The 16,002-nt window shown below is 73.2% G+C and carries 11 protein-coding genes and 1 pseudogene; 6 read left to right on the forward strand and 6 right to left on the reverse strand.

Going from position 1 to position 16,002, the window contains the following annotated elements:
• Window positions 1-12: 12 nt before the first annotated feature.
• The 3 genes and pseudogenes from AB0C78_RS03480 to AB0C78_RS03490 form a co-directional block, all read right to left on the reverse strand.
• Window positions 13-846, reverse strand: a pseudogene (locus AB0C78_RS03480) (serine/threonine-protein kinase); the annotation flags it as partial.
• A 116-nt stretch (window positions 847-962) separates the two neighbouring features.
• The gene (locus AB0C78_RS03485; RefSeq protein WP_360741176.1) at window positions 963-2,414 is read right to left on the reverse strand and encodes a cyclase family protein; all 1,452 of its coding nucleotides are present in this window, start codon (window positions 2,412-2,414) and stop codon (window positions 963-965) included.
• A 526-nt stretch (window positions 2,415-2,940) separates the two neighbouring features.
• Window positions 2,941-3,546: a dihydrofolate reductase family protein gene (locus tag AB0C78_RS03490; protein WP_360741178.1), complete on the reverse strand. Its 606-nt coding sequence runs from the start codon at window positions 3,544-3,546 to the stop codon at window positions 2,941-2,943.
• Window positions 3,547-3,650: 104 nt separating this feature from the next.
• Between AB0C78_RS03490 and AB0C78_RS03495 the strand changes: the two genes are divergently transcribed.
• From AB0C78_RS03495 to AB0C78_RS03520, 6 genes are all read left to right on the forward strand, one after another.
• Window positions 3,651-6,533, forward strand: a complete 2,883-nt coding sequence (locus AB0C78_RS03495) for an AAA family ATPase (RefSeq protein WP_360741179.1) — start codon at window positions 3,651-3,653, stop codon at window positions 6,531-6,533.
• Window positions 6,534-6,666: 133 nt separating this feature from the next.
• Complete coding sequence (locus AB0C78_RS03500; RefSeq protein WP_360741181.1) at window positions 6,667-7,809, forward strand: nucleotide disphospho-sugar-binding domain-containing protein; 1,143 nt, start codon at window positions 6,667-6,669, stop codon at window positions 7,807-7,809.
• Complete coding sequence (locus AB0C78_RS03505) at window positions 7,806-9,404, forward strand: MFS transporter (protein ID WP_360741183.1); 1,599 nt, start codon at window positions 7,806-7,808, stop codon at window positions 9,402-9,404. Before AB0C78_RS03500 ends, AB0C78_RS03505 begins: the two co-directional genes overlap by 4 nt.
• 9 nt (window positions 9,405-9,413) lie before the next feature.
• Complete coding sequence (locus tag AB0C78_RS03510) at window positions 9,414-10,571, forward strand: nucleotide disphospho-sugar-binding domain-containing protein (protein ID WP_360741185.1); 1,158 nt, start codon at window positions 9,414-9,416, stop codon at window positions 10,569-10,571.
• A 26-nt stretch (window positions 10,572-10,597) separates the two neighbouring features.
• A complete protein-coding gene (locus tag AB0C78_RS03515; RefSeq protein ID WP_360741187.1) occupies window positions 10,598-11,830 on the forward strand; it encodes a nucleotide disphospho-sugar-binding domain-containing protein in 1,233 nt (410 codons plus the stop codon).
• Window positions 11,830-12,993, forward strand: a complete 1,164-nt coding sequence (locus tag AB0C78_RS03520; protein WP_360741189.1) for a nucleotide disphospho-sugar-binding domain-containing protein — start codon at window positions 11,830-11,832, stop codon at window positions 12,991-12,993. The genes AB0C78_RS03515 and AB0C78_RS03520 overlap by 1 nt, the downstream gene beginning before the upstream one ends.
• Before the next feature lie 82 nt (window positions 12,994-13,075).
• Here the strand turns inward: AB0C78_RS03520 and AB0C78_RS03525 are convergent, their stop codons facing one another.
• From AB0C78_RS03525 to AB0C78_RS03535, 3 genes are all read right to left on the reverse strand, one after another.
• Window positions 13,076-13,810: a response regulator transcription factor gene (locus AB0C78_RS03525; RefSeq protein WP_360741191.1), complete on the reverse strand. Its 735-nt coding sequence runs from the start codon at window positions 13,808-13,810 to the stop codon at window positions 13,076-13,078.
• 397 nt (window positions 13,811-14,207) lie between these two features.
• Window positions 14,208-14,969, reverse strand: a complete 762-nt coding sequence (locus tag AB0C78_RS03530; protein WP_360741193.1) for an SRPBCC family protein — start codon at window positions 14,967-14,969, stop codon at window positions 14,208-14,210.
• The gene (locus AB0C78_RS03535; protein ID WP_360741195.1) at window positions 14,966-16,000 is read right to left on the reverse strand and encodes an aldo/keto reductase family protein; all 1,035 of its coding nucleotides are present in this window, start codon (window positions 15,998-16,000) and stop codon (window positions 14,966-14,968) included. Before AB0C78_RS03535 ends, AB0C78_RS03530 begins: the two co-directional genes overlap by 4 nt.
• Window positions 16,001-16,002: the final 2 nt, after the last annotated feature.

A 16,002-nucleotide genomic window follows, 5' to 3' on the forward strand; every position in this document is an offset into this window, starting at 1 on the left:
GGCGACGGCCTCGGCGCTGGCGGGGCGGTCAGCCGGGTCCTTCGCCAGGAGGTCCTGTGCGATCTGCTCCAGGTCGGCCGGGATGTCCGGGCGGAGCTGCCGGAGCGGGGGCGGGTCGGCGTTCAGGTGCTGGGCCATCAGCACCGCAAGCGACTCACCGGTGAAGGGCGGGCGCCCCGTGAGCAGCGCGTACAGCACGCAGCCCAAACTGTAGAGGTCGGCGCGCTGGTCGATGTCGCCGCTTCGCCACTGCTCGGGCGACATGTACAGCGGGGTGCCGACCAGCCGTCCATGCAATGTCTGGGACGTCGGCCCGTCGTGCCATCGGGCGATTCCGAAGTCGCAGATCTTCACCCGGCCCCCGGCCAGCGCCATCAGGTTGGCGGGCTTGAGGTCACGGTGCACCACCCCGGCCGCGTGCGCCACCGCCAGCGCGTCGACGACCTGCGCTGTCACCGACCGCACCCGCTCCACAGGCAACCCGCCGGCGTGCCGGGCCAGTTCCGCCGCCACGCTCTCCCCGTGCAGCAGCTCCATCACCAGGTACCACTGCCCGCCGTACTCCCCGAAATCGTCGACCCTGGTAATTCCCGGATGCGTCAGCCGCACGGCGATCCTGGCCTCCTGCTTGAACTTGCCGAGCCACACCGGCCCGGCCTCGGCCACCTCCCGGCCCAGGAACTTGATCGCCACCTCCCGGTCCCTCAGCAGGTCCGTGGCTCGCCAGACCTCCCCGAACCCACCGCGCCCCAGCTCGCCGACCAGCCGATACCGCCCCGCAAGCTCCGCGCCGACCAGCACCGCATCCCGCCCGTCTCCACGACTCCAGACACCGCCATTCTCCACTCGGTGAACCGGCGGTGCGCCGTTTGCCAGGACACCCGGAAATCGAGGCGGCAGCCGGTGGTCGCCACGAACACGATCGCGGCCGGCAGCTCGCAGTCAACGACCCGGTGTTGCGGTCAGAACGTGGCGATCGGGTTGACCGGGCTGCCGGAGGTCCCGGCGAAGCGGACCGGCGCGACTGCGAGGTGGAAGTCCCACTGGCCGAGCTCGGTGGCCGTCGCGGCGCACGCCTCCAGGTCGCAGTTGTCGAGCAGCCACAGACCCATCGCGACGAGGCCCACGGTGTGAACCGGCATCGCCATGTCCTCGTACCCCGACGGCTGAACGTCTTGGGGAGTGTCGGCGCCGATCAGCGCGACTCCCCGTTCATGCAGCCAGGGCAGGCAGGACGCATGCCAGCCGGCCTGCGTGAAACCGCCGGACGCACCGGACTCGTGCCGGACGCGGCCATAGCCGGTCCGCAGCAGCACCGCATCGCCGGACCGCACCCGCACACCCTGGCGACGCTCGGCCTCCTCAAGATCCTCGGGAAACACGCCCTCACCCGGTTCCAGCCACGGCACGTCGCGGACCTTCGCGATGTCCAGCAGGACACCGCGCGTGACGATCCCCTCCGCCGCCGCCGTGACGGCCCCCCACGCCGATCCCGTTTCGGCGTCGACCAGCGAATGCGGCCGCCCGTTGTACATCGTGCCGTCCCAGAAGATGTGGCACGGCGAGTCGATGTGGGTGATGGTGTTGCCGTGGAAGAGGATGCCGAGCCGCTCGTTCGAATAACCCCAGTGCCGGTCATTGCGGAATCCGGGCAGCGGCATGTCCTCGACGCCCGGCATGTCGGCGAAGCACGGGCACGACGTCGTCGACCGCTCCATTTCTTCCGGTACGGCCACCTCCCATGCGCACGACACGCTCCTGCCGTGGCGCACGGCCCGCGCCGCCGCCAGCCGGACGTCGTCGGTGATGTGGTTCAGCGTGCCGAGCTCGTCGTCGTCACCCCACCGTCCCCAGTTCGACAGCGTGTCGAAATACCTGAACACGTCATCCTGTGCAGGCATCGATCGCTCAGCCGTCATCCCAGCATCACCCCTGTTGTGACCTGCCGGGTCGGTGACACGGTCCTTGGCGTGGTGGTCCCGGATGGCGTCCAAGACCTCGGGGAGCTGCCCGCGGGCCGCGGCCGAGCGCAGGTGGTCGAGGTAGTCGCGGGATTCGACGATCTTTCCGTCCCGAACGCGCATGACGAAGACGGCAGGGATGGCGAAGGGTTCGCCGGTCTCCACCACGACGCCTTCGTACTGGAATTCGGCCACGATGACCTCGGGGTCGGTGGTCTGGTGAACGTTGATCCGGGTCGGCCGACGCCGCAGGGTCGGGCCCTGGTACGGCTGTGGTCCGCCACCGAAATGGGTTCGCAGCTCTTCGCGGGAGCGCATCGGCGGCGCCTCCAGCGGGAAGAACGGATGGCGGACATCGGTTCGCTCCGCGTACAGGTCCACCACGTCCGCCCAGCGCTCTTCACAAACGCCGTGCACGAGTTTCAAGAAGACATCGCGAGGAGTATCGGTCACCGGCTCACCGTAACCCGCCCCCGCCCGGAGCGCGCTCGACACACGCACAGCGCGCGAGGTGCCCCCGGGAGGACTGGATCGGGGTCATGGGCGCCAGTGCACGCCGCGTCCGACGATGCGACCACAGTCCCGACAGATCCAGTTCGGTACACCCGAATCCATCCCCCGGAGCTTCTTCACGCCATGTTCGTGGAGGCAACTCGAGTCGTGATAACGCGGATAAGCCGCGCCCGGCGACCTGGGCGGTCGGCGCATTTCCTTGCGGTACAGCCACCGCTCTACCGCGTCCAGGAGCCGCTCGACGAGCCGGTCACACCTAACGCCCATGAATAGACGGTAACGCTTTGTCACCTCGCCAGGCGCTCGTCCGTCGACGTCGCGTTCGACTCCTATTGACCGATGCGGCGCCAGGCGATGGCCTTGTCCGGGGGCGGCCGGACAAGGCCATCGCGCATATGGGCTTGGTGGGCGCTGGGAGCGTACCGCTGACGATCGGCGCGTTTCTCGGCGCAGGCGCAGTCTCCGGTCAGGCGTCGGCGCGGTCGTAGATGAGGCAGAGGGCGCCGCTCTCGGTGGCGGCGGTGCTGGTCAGGGACCAGGACGAGCGGGGCGTCGTGTCGTCGAACAGGTGGGCTCCGCCGCCCACGAGCTCCGGGCAGAGGGTGATGCTGAGCCGGTCCAGTTCGCCGGCTTCGATCAGGTTGCGGATGACGCTGGTGCTGGCCAGGACGATGATGTCGCCGCCCTCCTGGGCGCGCAGCTCCTTGACCGTGGTCGCGGGGTCGGCGGTGGCGACGCGCGCGTTGTCCCAGTCGGCGCGGTCCAGGGTGGTGGAGAAGACGACCTTCTCGACCGCGGTGAGCCAGCGGGAGAACTCCCGGTCCCGCGGGTCGGCGCCCTCGTCGTCGGCGACGGCGGGCCAGAAGCCGGCGAAGCCCTCGTAGTTCTTGCGGCCGAGCAGGGCGGTGGTCGCCGTGCCGGTGACCGACACCATGTGGTCGCGGGCTCCGTTGGTGGTGGCGTGCGGCACGATCCAGCTCATGTCGTACTCGCCGCCCGGGCCGCAGATGCGGCCGTCCAGGGACAGCGTGATGTTCGCGGTGACCGTGCGGCGGGCGTTCTCTCCGGACATCGGATGGTTCCTTTGCTCTCGTCGGGATGACGTCTTCACCATCCCGTTTCGGGTGGCAGGCTGTCGTCGTCAGACTTGGTGACATCCGGTCCGGGCTTGGGGGGATGGTGACGGGTTCGGTCGTCAGTCCGGTCCTGGTCGGACGGGACGGTGAGATCGCCGCGCTGAGGGCGGCCTACGAGCGGGCCCGCGCGGGGCGGCCCGGGACGGTGCTGGTCTGCGGTGAGCCGGGCATCGGCAAGTCGCGGCTGGTCGCGGCCGCGGTCCGGGAGCTGCCCGGCGACCCCCTGGTGCTGTCCGGCGGGTGCCTGGAGCTGGGCTCGGAGGGTGCTCCGTACGTCCCGTTCGTCGCCGTCCTGCGGGATCTGGTGCGCCGGTTCGGGCGGGCGCAGGTGGCGGCGCTGCTGCCGCCGGGAGGCTCCGCGCTCGGTGACTGGCTGCCCGACCTCGGGCCGGCGCCCGCGCGGTACGGGCCGACCCGGTTGCTGGAGGAGATGCTCACGCTGCTGTGCCGGGTGGCGGAGGCGCGGCCCGTCGTGGTCGTCGTGGAGGACCTGCACTGGGCGGACGCGTCGAGCCGCGAGCTGTTCGCGTACCTGGCCCGCAACCTCGCGGACGGCGCCGTCCTGCTGGTCGGGACCGTCCGCACCGGGGAGCCGGCCGCGGGGCATCCGAACCGGCGGATGCTCGCGGAGCTCGGCCGTGGCGGCGCGGTGGAGCGCATCGTCCTCGGCCCGCTGGAGCAGGGGCATGTCGCCGCGCTGCTCGCGGCCGTGGACGGGCAGGCGCCCGACCCGGCGCGCAGCGCGCGGATCCACCGGCGCAGCGGCGGGAACCCGCTGTTCGTCGAGGCGCTGAGCAACGCGGGCGAGGCACCGCCCGGCGACCTGCGGAGCCTGCTGCTGGCCCGGATCATCGACCTGCCGGGCCCGGCCCGGGACGTGCTGGAGGCCCTCGCTATCGCGGGGGCCGAGCTTCCCGACGACCTGGTCCGCGAGGTCGCAGGCGAGTCCGGGAAGTCCGCGGAGTCCGGGGACCGCGTCCGGGCGGCCATCGACGAGCTGAGCGGGCGCGACCTGGTGGTGGCGCGGGAGGACGGGTACGCGATCCGGCACGACCTCATCCGCGAGGCGGTGTACGAGGCGCTGCCGCCGGACCGGCGGCGGCACATGCACGCCCGGTGCGCCGAGGCGCTCGCCGGACGCGCCGGCGGCGGCACGGCCCTGGCGGAGCACTGGACGGCCGCGGGCGAGTTCGCGCGGGCGCTGCCCGCCGCCTGGGACGCGGCCGGCCTCGCGGCGCGGCAGAACGCCTACGACGAGCAGCTCCACCTGCTGGAGCTGGTCCTGGAGCAGTGGGAGAAGGTGCCGGACGCGTCCGGTCTCGTCGGCGCGAGCCGCACGGCCGTGCTGGAGCACGCCGCGGCGGTGGCGTTCGCGGCGGGCAGGTCCGCGGCGGGCGTGGCCTACGGCACCGCCGCGCTCGACGAGCTGGACCCGGCGGCCGAACCAGAGCGGGTCGCGCGGCTGCTCGGCCTGCGCGGCCGGTTGCGGAGCCGGCTCGACGGCACGGGACGCGACGATCTGCGCCGGGCGGTCGCGCTGGTGCCTGCGGGGTCGGCGGATCCGCTGCGCAGCCGCCTGCTGTCCGCTTCGGCGTTCACCGACTTCATGGCGGGCGACACCGGCGACGCCCGGCGGCACGCGGCGGAGGCCCTCGACATCGCCGAACGGCTCGGCGCCGACGCCCTGCGCGCGCCCGCGCTGCTCGTCCTGGCGGCGCTGCACGGCCTGGACGGCGGCCACGAGCAGATGCGCCGCACGTTCGCCGAGGCGCGCCGTACCGCCGAGGCCGCGGAGGACACGCACACGTTCCTGACCACCTTCCAATGGGAGGCGATCGACATCGCGGACGCGGGCCGCTACGAGGAGGCGGCCGCGCTCGCCGGCACCGGGCAGCGGGCGGCCGAGCGGCTCGGCCAGGGCCGGTCCCGCGGCAGCATGCTCGCCGCCGTCCGCGCCGCCCAGCTGTGCTCGCTCGGACGCTGGGACGAGGCGCTGGAGGTCGCCGGCGACGCCCTCGCCCTGGCACCGCCCCCGCTCTACACCGCCTACCTGCGCCTCGCCACCGCGGAGGTGACCCACCGGCGGGGCGAGACCGGCCGGTTCGAGACGCTGCTGCGCCAGCTCGCCGAGTTCGTCCGGCACACGCCCGGCGCGGTCGAGGCGACCTCCTGGTTCGCCCTGCTGCGCATCGTCCACGCGCTCGGCCGGGACGACCCGGAAGCCGCCGACCGGATCGTGAGCGAGCACCTGGCGGCCGCGGAGGCCTGGCCGCCGCACGACACGGCGCGTCTCGCGGTGCTCGGGGCGCGAGCGCAGCGGCTCCGCCGGACGGCGGCGCCGCGGAACCGCCGGATCGCGGACCAGACCGCGGACAGGCTCGGGGAACTGGCCCGCATGCTCGACTCCCTGCCGGCCACCACCCCGGTGCTCGACGCCCACCGCCGCACCTTCCGCGCACTGACCTCACCCGGCGAGCTGCCGGCCTGGGACGACGCCGCGGACGCCTGGCGCGCTCTGCGCAACCCCTACGAGACGGCCGTCGTGCTGGCCGAGGGCGCGGTCGCCGCGCTCGCGTCCAACAACCGTCCGGGCGCCCGGGTCCGGCTGCGGGAGGCCCGTGCCCTCGCGACCACGCTGGGCGCCGCGCCGCTGCTGGCCCGCATCGACGACCTGGCGTCCCGGGGCCGCCTCGGCGACGTCGCGGACGCCCCGGCGGGCAACGGCCACGGCCTGACCCGACGGGAGCTGGACGTGCTGAGGGTGCTCGCCCGCGGCCGGTCGAACCCGCAGATCGCCGCGGAGCTGTTCATCTCGACCAACACCGTTGCGACCCATGTGGCGCGCATCCTCACCAAGCTCGGCGTGGCCACCCGGACGGAGGCCGCCGCCCGCGCCCGCGAGTACGGCCTCCTCGACCGCTGAGCCCCCGCCCTGGCAGGGAAGCGGGGCCGTGCCGACTTGAGCGGTCTCCGAGGGGAACGCGAATCGTCCGCTCCAGGGTGGACGCGTCAGCCCCGGCCCGGCCGGGGCACCGCCGCCCGCCCGAGGATCGCTGATGCGCGCACTGCTGCTGAGCACGCCGTTCGTCTCGCATGTCGCCCCGTTGATCCCGCTGGCCTGGGCGTTGCGGGCGGCGGGCCACGAGGTGATCGTCGCCGGGCAGCCGGACGTGGCGGACGGCGTCCGGGCGGCGGGACTGTGCGGCGCGCCGATCGGCGAACGCTACGGCGGGACGGAGATGATGGCGCTGCACCTCCCCCCGGGCACCCGCCCCCTCCAGGTCATGGGCCCGGGCACCGCGGAGACCGCGGCCCTGGAGGCGAGGGCGTGGCGCCGGCACGCGGAGTTCATGTTGCCGCCGTACCTGGAGTTCGCCCGGTCGTGGCGGCCCGACCTGATCATCTCCGAGCAGCTGGAGTTCGCGGGAGTACAGATCGGCGAGCGGCTCGGCGTCCCCGTCGTGCGGCATCGCTGGTTCGCCGACCCGTACGGCGAGCACCTGGCGGGGCTGCCCGAACCCGACCTGACCCTCGATCCCTGCCCGTGCCCGGCTCCCGGCGACTCCAGCGCCGCTTCCCGAGTGCAGGCGATCCGGCCCGTGCCGTGGAACGGCACAGGACCGCCCCCGGCCGGCCTCGAGCCCACGACCACACGCGACCACCGCGTCTGCGTCAGCCTGGGAAACCAGACCCTCGCCCTCAACGGCATGCCTCTGCTGCGCGGCATCGTCGCCGCGTTCTCCCGGCTGCCGGGCGTCGAAGCCGTCGTCACGGTGGACGAGGCGTACCGTGCCCGCCTCGGCCCGGTCGCCGGAAACGTCACGGTGATCCCGCCGACTCCCCTCGTCCACCTCCTGGACGGCTGCGACGCGATCGTTCACCACGCCGGCGCGGGGACCGCGCTCACCGCCACGGTCGCCGGACTGCCGCAGCTCGTCCTCCCGCAGCTTGCCGACCAGTTCGCCAACGCCGGCAGGCTCGTGGCCGCCGGCGTCGCCGTCTCCGTCGCGACGGCCGAGGAGCAGGACGACCCCGCCGTCCTCGCGGACCGCCTTCGCGATCTGCTCGACGAGCCCGCCACCGCCGCGGCCGCGGCCCGGCTGGCGGACGCCGTACGGACCATGCCGAGTCCCATCGAGACCACCCGCCGCCTGGAACGGCTCGGCTCCCTCGAGGCGGCAGGACGGAGAGAACGATGAACGCGAAGGCGCCCGCCGAGGACGAGGTCCGCGCGGACAGACCGCTCCCGCCCGGGATGACCGAGCTGCGGGTCCTGCTGTTCAGCATCGGCATGATGCTGACGATGGTGCTGGCGCTGCTGGACCAGAGCATCGTGGCCGCCGCCGCCCCGCAGATCCTCACCGACCTGCATCCGGTGGGCGGCGTCGGGCAGTTCCCCTGGCTGATCACCGCGTACATGCTGGCCGCGACCACCGCGCAGCCGCTCTACGGCCGGCTCAGCGACAACCTCGGCCCGAAGCGCATCTACCTCGGCGCCCTCGGGGTCTTCCTGCTCGGCTCGGTGCTCTGCGCGTTCGCCCAGAGCATGCCCCAGCTCATCGCCTTCCGCGCGGTGCAGGGCCTCGGCGGCGGCGGGCTGATGAGCATGGGCCTCATCGTCATGGCGACCCTCTACCCGCCCAAGGAGCGCGGCACCGGCGCGGGGATCGGCGGCCTGCTCATCGCGCTGTCGCTGGTCGCGGGGCCGCCGCTCGGCTCCTGGCTCAGCGACCGGTTCTCCTGGCGGTGGATCTTCTACGTCAACCTGCCGGTCTGCGTCGGCGCGTTCGTCCTCATCGCGCTGTCCCTGCGCCTCGCACCGCCCAAGGGCCCGCGCCGCGGGCTGGATCTCATCGGCGCCGCCCTGATCGGCGCCGGCGCGAGCGGGCTGCTGCTGGCCGCGAAGGAGGCCGGGGAACCGCACGTGTCGACGTCCGGGCTGCTCGTGCCCGGCGGGGTGGGCCTGGCCCTGACGGTCGCGTTCGTGGTGCGCCAGGCGACGACGGCGGAGCCGCTGATCTCGCTGTCGGTGTTCCGCGACCCGGTGTTCAGGCTGCTGGCGCCGCTCCAGTTCATCGGCGGGTTCGCGCTGCTCACGCTGCCCATGTTCGTCGTCACCTACCTGCGGGTGATCCGCAACGACACCGCCGGGTCGGTGGTCGTGCACATCGTCCCGATGGCGATCGGCATCGCGCTGGTCTTCCTGGTCTGGGGCCGGGTGCTGGCCCGCACCGGCCGCTGCAAGCCCGTCCTGGTGGCGACCACGCTGATCAGCGCGGCGGCCGCCGCGCTCGCCGCCCTGCTCCCGATCGACACCGACCCGCTGTTCCTGGACGGCTGCCTCGTGCTGCTCGGCGTGGGGGTGGGCGGGGTCACGCAGGTGGCGCTGTTCGCCACCCAGGCCGCCGCCCCGCCCGAACGGCTCGGCGTGATCACCACCGCGGCGCGGTTCGCCACGACGCTGGGCTCGGCGGTCGGCAGCGCGGTGCTCGGCGCGATCCTGAACACCCGGTTCGCGAGCGCGCTCTCGGGCACCTCGGTCGGCGCGACGGACGAGGACGCGCTGTTCGAGCACCTGCGCACGGCGTCCGGCCCGGTGCGCGACCGGCTCGTGCACGCCTACGCCGCCGCCTCGGACGCGGTGTTCGTCACCTCCGCCGTCATGATCGCGCTCGCCGTGCTGCTCGCCGCGCTGGTCCGCGACATCCGCGTGGACGTGGCCGAACCGGACGTGCCCGCGCCGGACGTGCCCGCGCCGAACGTGGCCGAGCCCGACTCGGCCCCCCACCTCTAGGAGCCTCCGTTGCGCGTCCTCATGTTGAGCACGCCCGTGTCCACCCACTTCGCGTCGATGGTGCCGGTCGCCTGGGCGCTGCGCGCGGCCGGTCACGAGCTGGTCGTCGCCGGGCAGCCCGACATCGCCGCCGCGGTGCGCGACGCGGGCATGAACTACGCCGTCTTCGGACCCCGCTTCCACGCCCTCGACCTGCTGCTGCCCTTCCTCGGCGGCGGCGACCGGCCGCTCCAGATCCTCGGGCCCGCGACGGCGGAGTCGCTGGCCAGCGGCACCCGGCCCTGGGTACTGCACAGCCGCTACCTCCTCCCCCGGTACCTGGAGTTCGCGCGGTCCTGGCGGCCGGACCTGATCCTCTCCGAGCAGTTCGAGTTCGCCGGGCTGGTGATCGGCGGGGCGCTGGGCGTCCCGGTCGTGCAGCACCGCTGGGGCGTGGACATGCTCGCGTTCGCGATGCGCCCGGCGGCCGAGGAGCTGCTCGCCGGGGCGTGCGAGCGGCTCCGCCTCGCCCGGCTGCCCGAGCCCGACCTGATCCTGGACCCGACCCCGCCCGAGCTGCAGCTGCCCGAGCTGCCCCCGGCGCAGCCCGTCCGTCCCGTGCCCTTCAACGGCACCGGGTCGCTGCCCGGCTGGGTGCACGAGCCGTTCCCGCAGAGCCGCCGGGTGTGCGTGAGCCTGGGCAACCAGACCCTCGCGCTGAACGGCGTGCCGCTGCTGAAGAACATCATCGCCGCGCTCGGCCGGCTGCCCGGCGTGCAGGCGGTCGTCACCGCGGAGCCCGAGTACCACGCGGAGATCGGGACGGTCCCCGAGCACGTCCTGATCGTCCCGCCGACGCCGCTCTCGCACTTCCTGCACACCTGCGACGCGATCGTCCACCACGGCGGCGCCGGGACCACGCTCACCGCCCTCGCCACCGGCCTGCCGCAGCTCGTCCTGCCCCAGGTCGTGGACCTGGCGGGCGAGCGGCTGGTCGCCACGGGAGCGGCGATCAGCATCCGGGACCCGAAGGAACAGGACGACCCGGACATCGTCGCCGACCGCCTGCGCGCCGTGCTCGACGAGCCGCACCGCGCCGAGGCCGCGGCGGCCCTGCGGGACGCCGTCCATGCCATGCCGTCCCCCGCCCAGCTCGTTCCCCGGCTCGAGAAGCTCGCCGGGCCGTGACCGGTCCGGCCCGGCAAGGAGTCCACATGCGCGTACTGATGCTGAGCACGCCGTTCCCCACCCACTTCACGCCGATGGTGCCGCTGGCCTGGGCGCTGCGCGGGGCGGGCCACGACGTCGTGGTCGCCGGGCAGCCCGACGTCACCGACGCCGCCCACGCCGCCGGCCTGGCCACGGTCGTGATCGGCGAGCGCTTCCACGCGTCCGACATCTTCAGCCGCAAGCTGCCCGCCGGGAAGCGGCCGCTGGAGCTGATGGGGCCGCCGACGCCCGAGCTGCTGGCGTCGACCTCGCGGATGTGGGAGATCCACGCCCGCTACCTGGTGCCCCGGTATCTGGAGTTCGCCCGGGAGTGGCGTCCCGATCTCATCGTCACCGAGCAGATGGAATTCGCCGGCCGCATGATGGGCGGCGTGCTCGGCGTGCCCGTGGTGGCGCACCGCTGGTTCATCGACCCGCTCAGCGCCCCCACGGCGGGCTCGGTGCGGGCGTTCCTGCACGGCGCCTCGACGCGGCTCGGGCTGGAGGACGGGCTGCCCGATCCCGACCTGGTCCTGGATCCCTGCCCGCCGAAGCTGCAGGTGCCCGACCTGCCCGAGGGGCTGCCCATCCGGCCCGTCCCGTCGAACGGGTCGGGGCCGCTGCCCGGCTGGGCCCTCCGGCCGCGCGCCCGGGAGCACCGCGTCTGCGTGAGCCTCGGCAACCAGACCATCGCCCTGAACGGGATGCCGCTGCTGAAGAACATCATCGCCGGCATCGCCCGCCTGCCCGGCGTCGAGGCGATCGTCACCGCGGCCACCGAGTTCCACCCGGAGCTGGCGGAGGTGCCGGACGAGGTCAAGGTCGTGCCGCCGACGCCGCTCAACCAGTTCCTGCACACCTGCGACGCCGTCGTCCACCACGGCGGCGCCGGCAGCTCGCTGACCGCGACCGCCATGGGCGTACCGCAGCTGGTGCTGCCGCAGATGGTCGACCAGTTCCCGAACGCGCTGCGGCTGGCCGCCAGCGGTGCGGCGATCGCGGTCGAGTCCGTGGCCGGGCAGGACGACCCGGACGTCGTGGCCGGGCATCTCAGGGAGCTTCTCACCGAGCCCTCCTGGGCCGCGGCGGCGGAGGAGCTGAAGGCCGCCGCCGACGAGATGCCCTCCCCCGCGCAGGTCGTGCCGCAGCTCGAAGCCCTCGCGGCGACCGGCCGCCGGCCGACCGACGACCAGGCGACCGGCCGCCGCTCGACCCACCGCCATGACGAGGAGCGTTGATGCGCGTCCTGATGCTGAGCACGCCGCTGTCCACCCACTTCACGCCGATGGTGCCGCTGGCCTGGGCGCTGCGCGGGGCGGGCCACGACGTCCTGGTCGCCGGGCAGCCCGACGTCACCGACGTCGCCCACGCCGCCGGCCTGACCACGGCCGTCTTCGGCGACCGCTTCCACGCCGTCGACCTCTTCAGGGCCGGGCTGCGTCCCGGCCGGCGACCGCTGCAGGAGTTCGGGCAGCCCACGCCGGACCAGCTGAACAGCACCCCTCAGGTCTGGCGCAACCATGTCTCCTACTACCTCGACGACTACCTGGAGCTCGCCCGGGCGTACCGGCCGAACCTGGTGGTGTCGGAGCAGATGGAGTTCTCCGGGCGGGTGATCGGCGCCGTGCTGGGGGTCGCGTCGCTCCAGTTCCGCTGGGGCGTCGACCCCTACACCGGCGCAGGCGAACGGCTGGTCGGGCTCTTCATGGGACCGATGTGCGAGCGCCTGGGGCTGCGCGGCGGCCTGCCCGACCCCGACCTCATCCTCGATCCCTGTCCGCCGGGCCTCCAGCTGCCCAACCTTCCCAGCGCGCAGCCGATCCGGCCCGTCCCCTACAACGGCACCGGTCCGCTGCCGGACTGGATCCACGAGCCGAAGGGGCGCGCCCACCGCGTGTGCGTGAGCCTCGGCAACCAGACGCTGGCGCTCAACGGGGTGCCGCTGCTGAAGAACATCATCGCGGCCCTCGCCACGCTGCCCGAGGTCGAGGCGATCGTCACCGCGGCCGCCGGCCACCACGCCGAGCTGGGAGAGATTCCCGCGAACGTCAGGGTCGTCGCGCCGACGCCGCTCACCGGCTTCCTCGAAGGCTGCGACGCCATCGTCCATCACGGAGGCTCGGGGACCTCGCTCGCGGCGTGCCACGCCGGCGTGCGGCAGCTGGTGCTGCCGCAGATCATCGACCAGTTCGCGACCGCGCGGCGGCTCGTGGCGACCGGTGCCGCGCTGGCGCTCGACACCGCGAAGGAACAGGACGATCCGAAGGTCCTCGCCGAGCGGCTCCGCGCACTGCTCGCCGGCTCCGGCCATGCCGAGGCCGCGCACCGGCTCGGCGTCGCGGCCCGCGAGATGCCCGCCCCCGCCGCGCTGATCCCCACCCTCGAGGAGCTGGCCGCCTGACCGGCCCCGGGACGGACGAGAGGAGGCCTGCACGGGACGGACATCCCGTGCAGGCCTCCGCCCTCGCGTGCGGGGCTCCGGGTCAGCCGGCCCGAGGCGGCCGCAGGACGGACGTGGACCGTGCCACGCCGACCCCGCCCGCCGCGCCGAGCCGCCGCTCGGCGGGCTCGCCCCGGGTGCCGGAGATGAGGCCCGCGGCCGTCGCCTTGTTGACCGCGTCGATCCGCGACTGGGCCCCGAGCTTGGTGAAGATGTTGCGCAGATGGCGCTTGACGGTGCCCTCGACGATGGAGAGCCGCGAGGCTATCTGGGCGTTACTGAGGCCCTGCGCCACGAACTCCAGCACCTCGCGTTCGCGCGGCGACAGGGGCCCGTCCTCGGGCTCCCCGGCGCTCAGCAGGCAGTCGGCCGAGACCGACAGCACCATCTTGCTTTCGTTGCCGTAGACGCCGCGGATCGCGCTCGCGAGCTCGTGGCGATTGGTGTCCTTGGGCAGATATCCATTGATGTCCAAGGACAATGCGTGTTGCACGAAACGTGGATTGTCATTCATCGAGAGCAGGATGATCCTGCTTCTGGGCGACGCCTGTCTCAGCCGGCGCACCCGGTCGGCGACCTCGTCGACGGGCAGCTCCGCGTCGACGAGGATCACCTCCGGGTGCACCGAGAGCACGATGGCCAGAGCGGTGGCCAGGTCCCCGGCCTCACCGACCACGGCGAAATCGCCTTCCATGAGGAGCACCTGGGCGAGTGCCTCACGGAAAAGCGTCCGAGCGTCGACCAGGAGTATCGCGATACGATTTTCAAGAGCCCACAAAGCGATTACCCCCCGCCGATTCAGCCCCCGAGATCACAAGATGAAGTTGATCATAGCGCAAGCCCACTCAGCGAGATGGCCGGTAGCGGACAGAACAAATGACAGGAATGACGTCCTGCGCATCGTGCGCTGCAGAGTGTGATGAGAACGCCCTACTGCGACGCGCCCGGGTAAGCAACGCGAGAGCGACGGAAACTCGACCCCGATTCGAATAGAGAGGCAACCAGTTGAATTTTCACGTTTTTGCACCGGTCCCCGGTGTCCGGCGCTTTCCATGTGTCAGGAATTGCGTCAGATATAAAACGCCTGGCCGCCGCGAACCCGCCGCGGCCCGGCCGGCGGGGCGAGTCGGGAACGTTCCGACTCGCCGCCCGCCGGCGCGCCCCGTGAACGGCCTTCAACGCCCGGGCAATGACGCCAGCTCCCGGTCGAGTTCGTCCGCCAGCCGGGCCCGCGCCGCCTCGAGATCGGCACCGTCCGCGAGGACGACCGCGCGGGACGCGACCACCGTGCCGTCGGTCAGGCGGTAGGTGCCCGTCAGCGAGTGCGCGTCCTCCGGGGTCTTGCGCGACTTGTAGGCGAGCGTGCGCTCGGGAAGGCAGGCCCGCGCCCAGGTCCGCTCATCGCTCGTCGTGCCGCCCAGCAGAGCGGCGTACACCGCCGGCCGGGGGGCGTCGGTCCGTACCTCGACCGTGCGGTCGACCGTCCGCGCGCGCAGCCCCTCGATCCCCGCGGCCAGCTTCGCCAGGTGCCGCAGCTGCATCGGCACCTTCTCGTCCAGGTCCGCGCCGATCCGCCCGGCGACCGCGGCGGCGTCGGCGGGCGCCTCCAGCGTGTGGCGCACGCGGACGAACGTGCCCGCCCCCTTCTCCTCGAAGGTCCACTCCCCGCGCAGGCGGCTGAGCGGCGGCCGGGGCGGCGCGTGCTCGAAGACGATGCGGCGCGCCGCCTCGTCCGCCTCCCGGTGGAACCGCCAGCTGCGGACCGAACCGCCGTCCAGCACCCAGCGCTCCACCAGGTCCCGGCCGCCCTCGACGGCGAGGATCTCCGCGTGCAGGTGCGGCGGGAAGTAGCGGGGCGCGGCCACGACATCGGCGACCAGCTCGTACACCGCGTCCGGCGCGGCCTCGACGGTGGTCTCGTGGGACAGCTCGATCATGACGCCTCCTCCTCGGAACGGGTGAGCCGGGAGGCGGGGCCCAGCGGGTCCTCGGTCAGCCTCGGGTCGCGCCGGACCGCGGGTTCGACCACCGCCTCGATCCGGTCGACCAGGTCGTCGCCCAGGACGTCGTCCACGGCGGCGAGGGTCTCGGTCAGCTGCTCGGGGCGGGAGGCCCCGACGACGGCCGAGGCGACCGACGGGTTGCGCAGCACCCACGCCAGCGCGAGCCGGGGCAGCGTGAGCCCGGCCTCGGCCGCGAGCGGCGCGAGCCGGCGCACCGCCGTCAGCACGATGTCGTTCAGGTAGTCCCACCGCCCGATCGACATCGCGCCGCCCTTGCTCGCGGCGCGGGTCCCGTCCGGTGCGGCGCCCCCGGGCGCGTACTTGCCGGTGAGCACCCCTCCGGCCAACGGAGCCCAGGCCACCTGGGACAGGCCGAGCTCGTCGCAGGCGGGGACCACCTCCTCTTCGATGACGCGCCACAGCAGCGAGTACTGCGGCTGGTTCGACACGAGCGGGACCCCGAGCTCTGCGGCGAGCGCGGCGGCCTCCCGGATCGGCCCGGCGGGCCACTCCGACACCCCGACGTAGAGGACCTTGCCCGCCCGCACCAGGTCGGCGAACGCCTGCATCGTCTCCCTGAGCGGCGTCTGCGCGTCGTAGCGGTGCGCCTGGTAGAGGTCGACGTAGTCGGTCCCGAGGCGGCGCAGGGACGCGTTGATCGACTCCATGACGTGCTTGCGCGACAGCCGGCCCTCGTTCGGCCCGGGGCGCTTGGACCGGCCGACCTTGGTGGCGATCACCAGGTCCTCGCGGCGCAGGCCCGCGGTCAGCCGGCCGAGGACCTCCTCGGCCCGGCCCGCCGCGTACGCGTCCGCGGTGTCCAGGAAGTTCACGCCCGCGTCCAGGGCCGTCTTCAGGCAGAGGGCCGCGGTCTCGTCGTCCACCTGGTCGCCGTGCGTGAGGGAGTTGCCGTAGGCGATCCTGCTCACGACGAGCCCACTGCTCCCGAGCGGGGCGAACTGCATGG

It is taken from the genome of Actinomadura sp. NPDC048394 (assembly GCF_040651755.1).
In the GTDB taxonomy this organism is placed as follows: Bacteria; Actinomycetota; Actinomycetes; order Streptosporangiales; family Streptosporangiaceae; genus Spirillospora; species Spirillospora montaniterrae.

What these genes read in the sequence shown, in the direction of transcription:
- AB0C78_RS03490 (WP_360741178.1), bottom strand. Translation starts at nt 3,546, where the DNA reads ATGTCCGGAGAGAACGCCCGCCGCACGGTCACCGCGAACATCACGCTG.
- AB0C78_RS03495 (WP_360741179.1), top strand. Translation starts at nt 3,651, where the DNA reads ATGGTGACGGGTTCGGTCGTCAGTCCGGTCCTGGTCGGACGGGACGGT.
- AB0C78_RS03500 (WP_360741181.1), top strand. Translation starts at nt 6,667, where the DNA reads ATGCGCGCACTGCTGCTGAGCACGCCGTTCGTCTCGCATGTCGCCCCG.
- AB0C78_RS03505 (WP_360741183.1), top strand. Translation starts at nt 7,806, where the DNA reads ATGAACGCGAAGGCGCCCGCCGAGGACGAGGTCCGCGCGGACAGACCG.
- AB0C78_RS03515 (WP_360741187.1), top strand. Translation starts at nt 10,598, where the DNA reads ATGCGCGTACTGATGCTGAGCACGCCGTTCCCCACCCACTTCACGCCG.
- AB0C78_RS03520 (WP_360741189.1), top strand. Translation starts at nt 11,830, where the DNA reads ATGCGCGTCCTGATGCTGAGCACGCCGCTGTCCACCCACTTCACGCCG.
- AB0C78_RS03530 (WP_360741193.1), bottom strand. Translation starts at nt 14,969, where the DNA reads ATGATCGAGCTGTCCCACGAGACCACCGTCGAGGCCGCGCCGGACGCG.
- AB0C78_RS03535 (WP_360741195.1), bottom strand. Translation starts at nt 16,000, where the DNA reads ATGCAGTTCGCCCCGCTCGGGAGCAGTGGGCTCGTCGTGAGCAGGATC.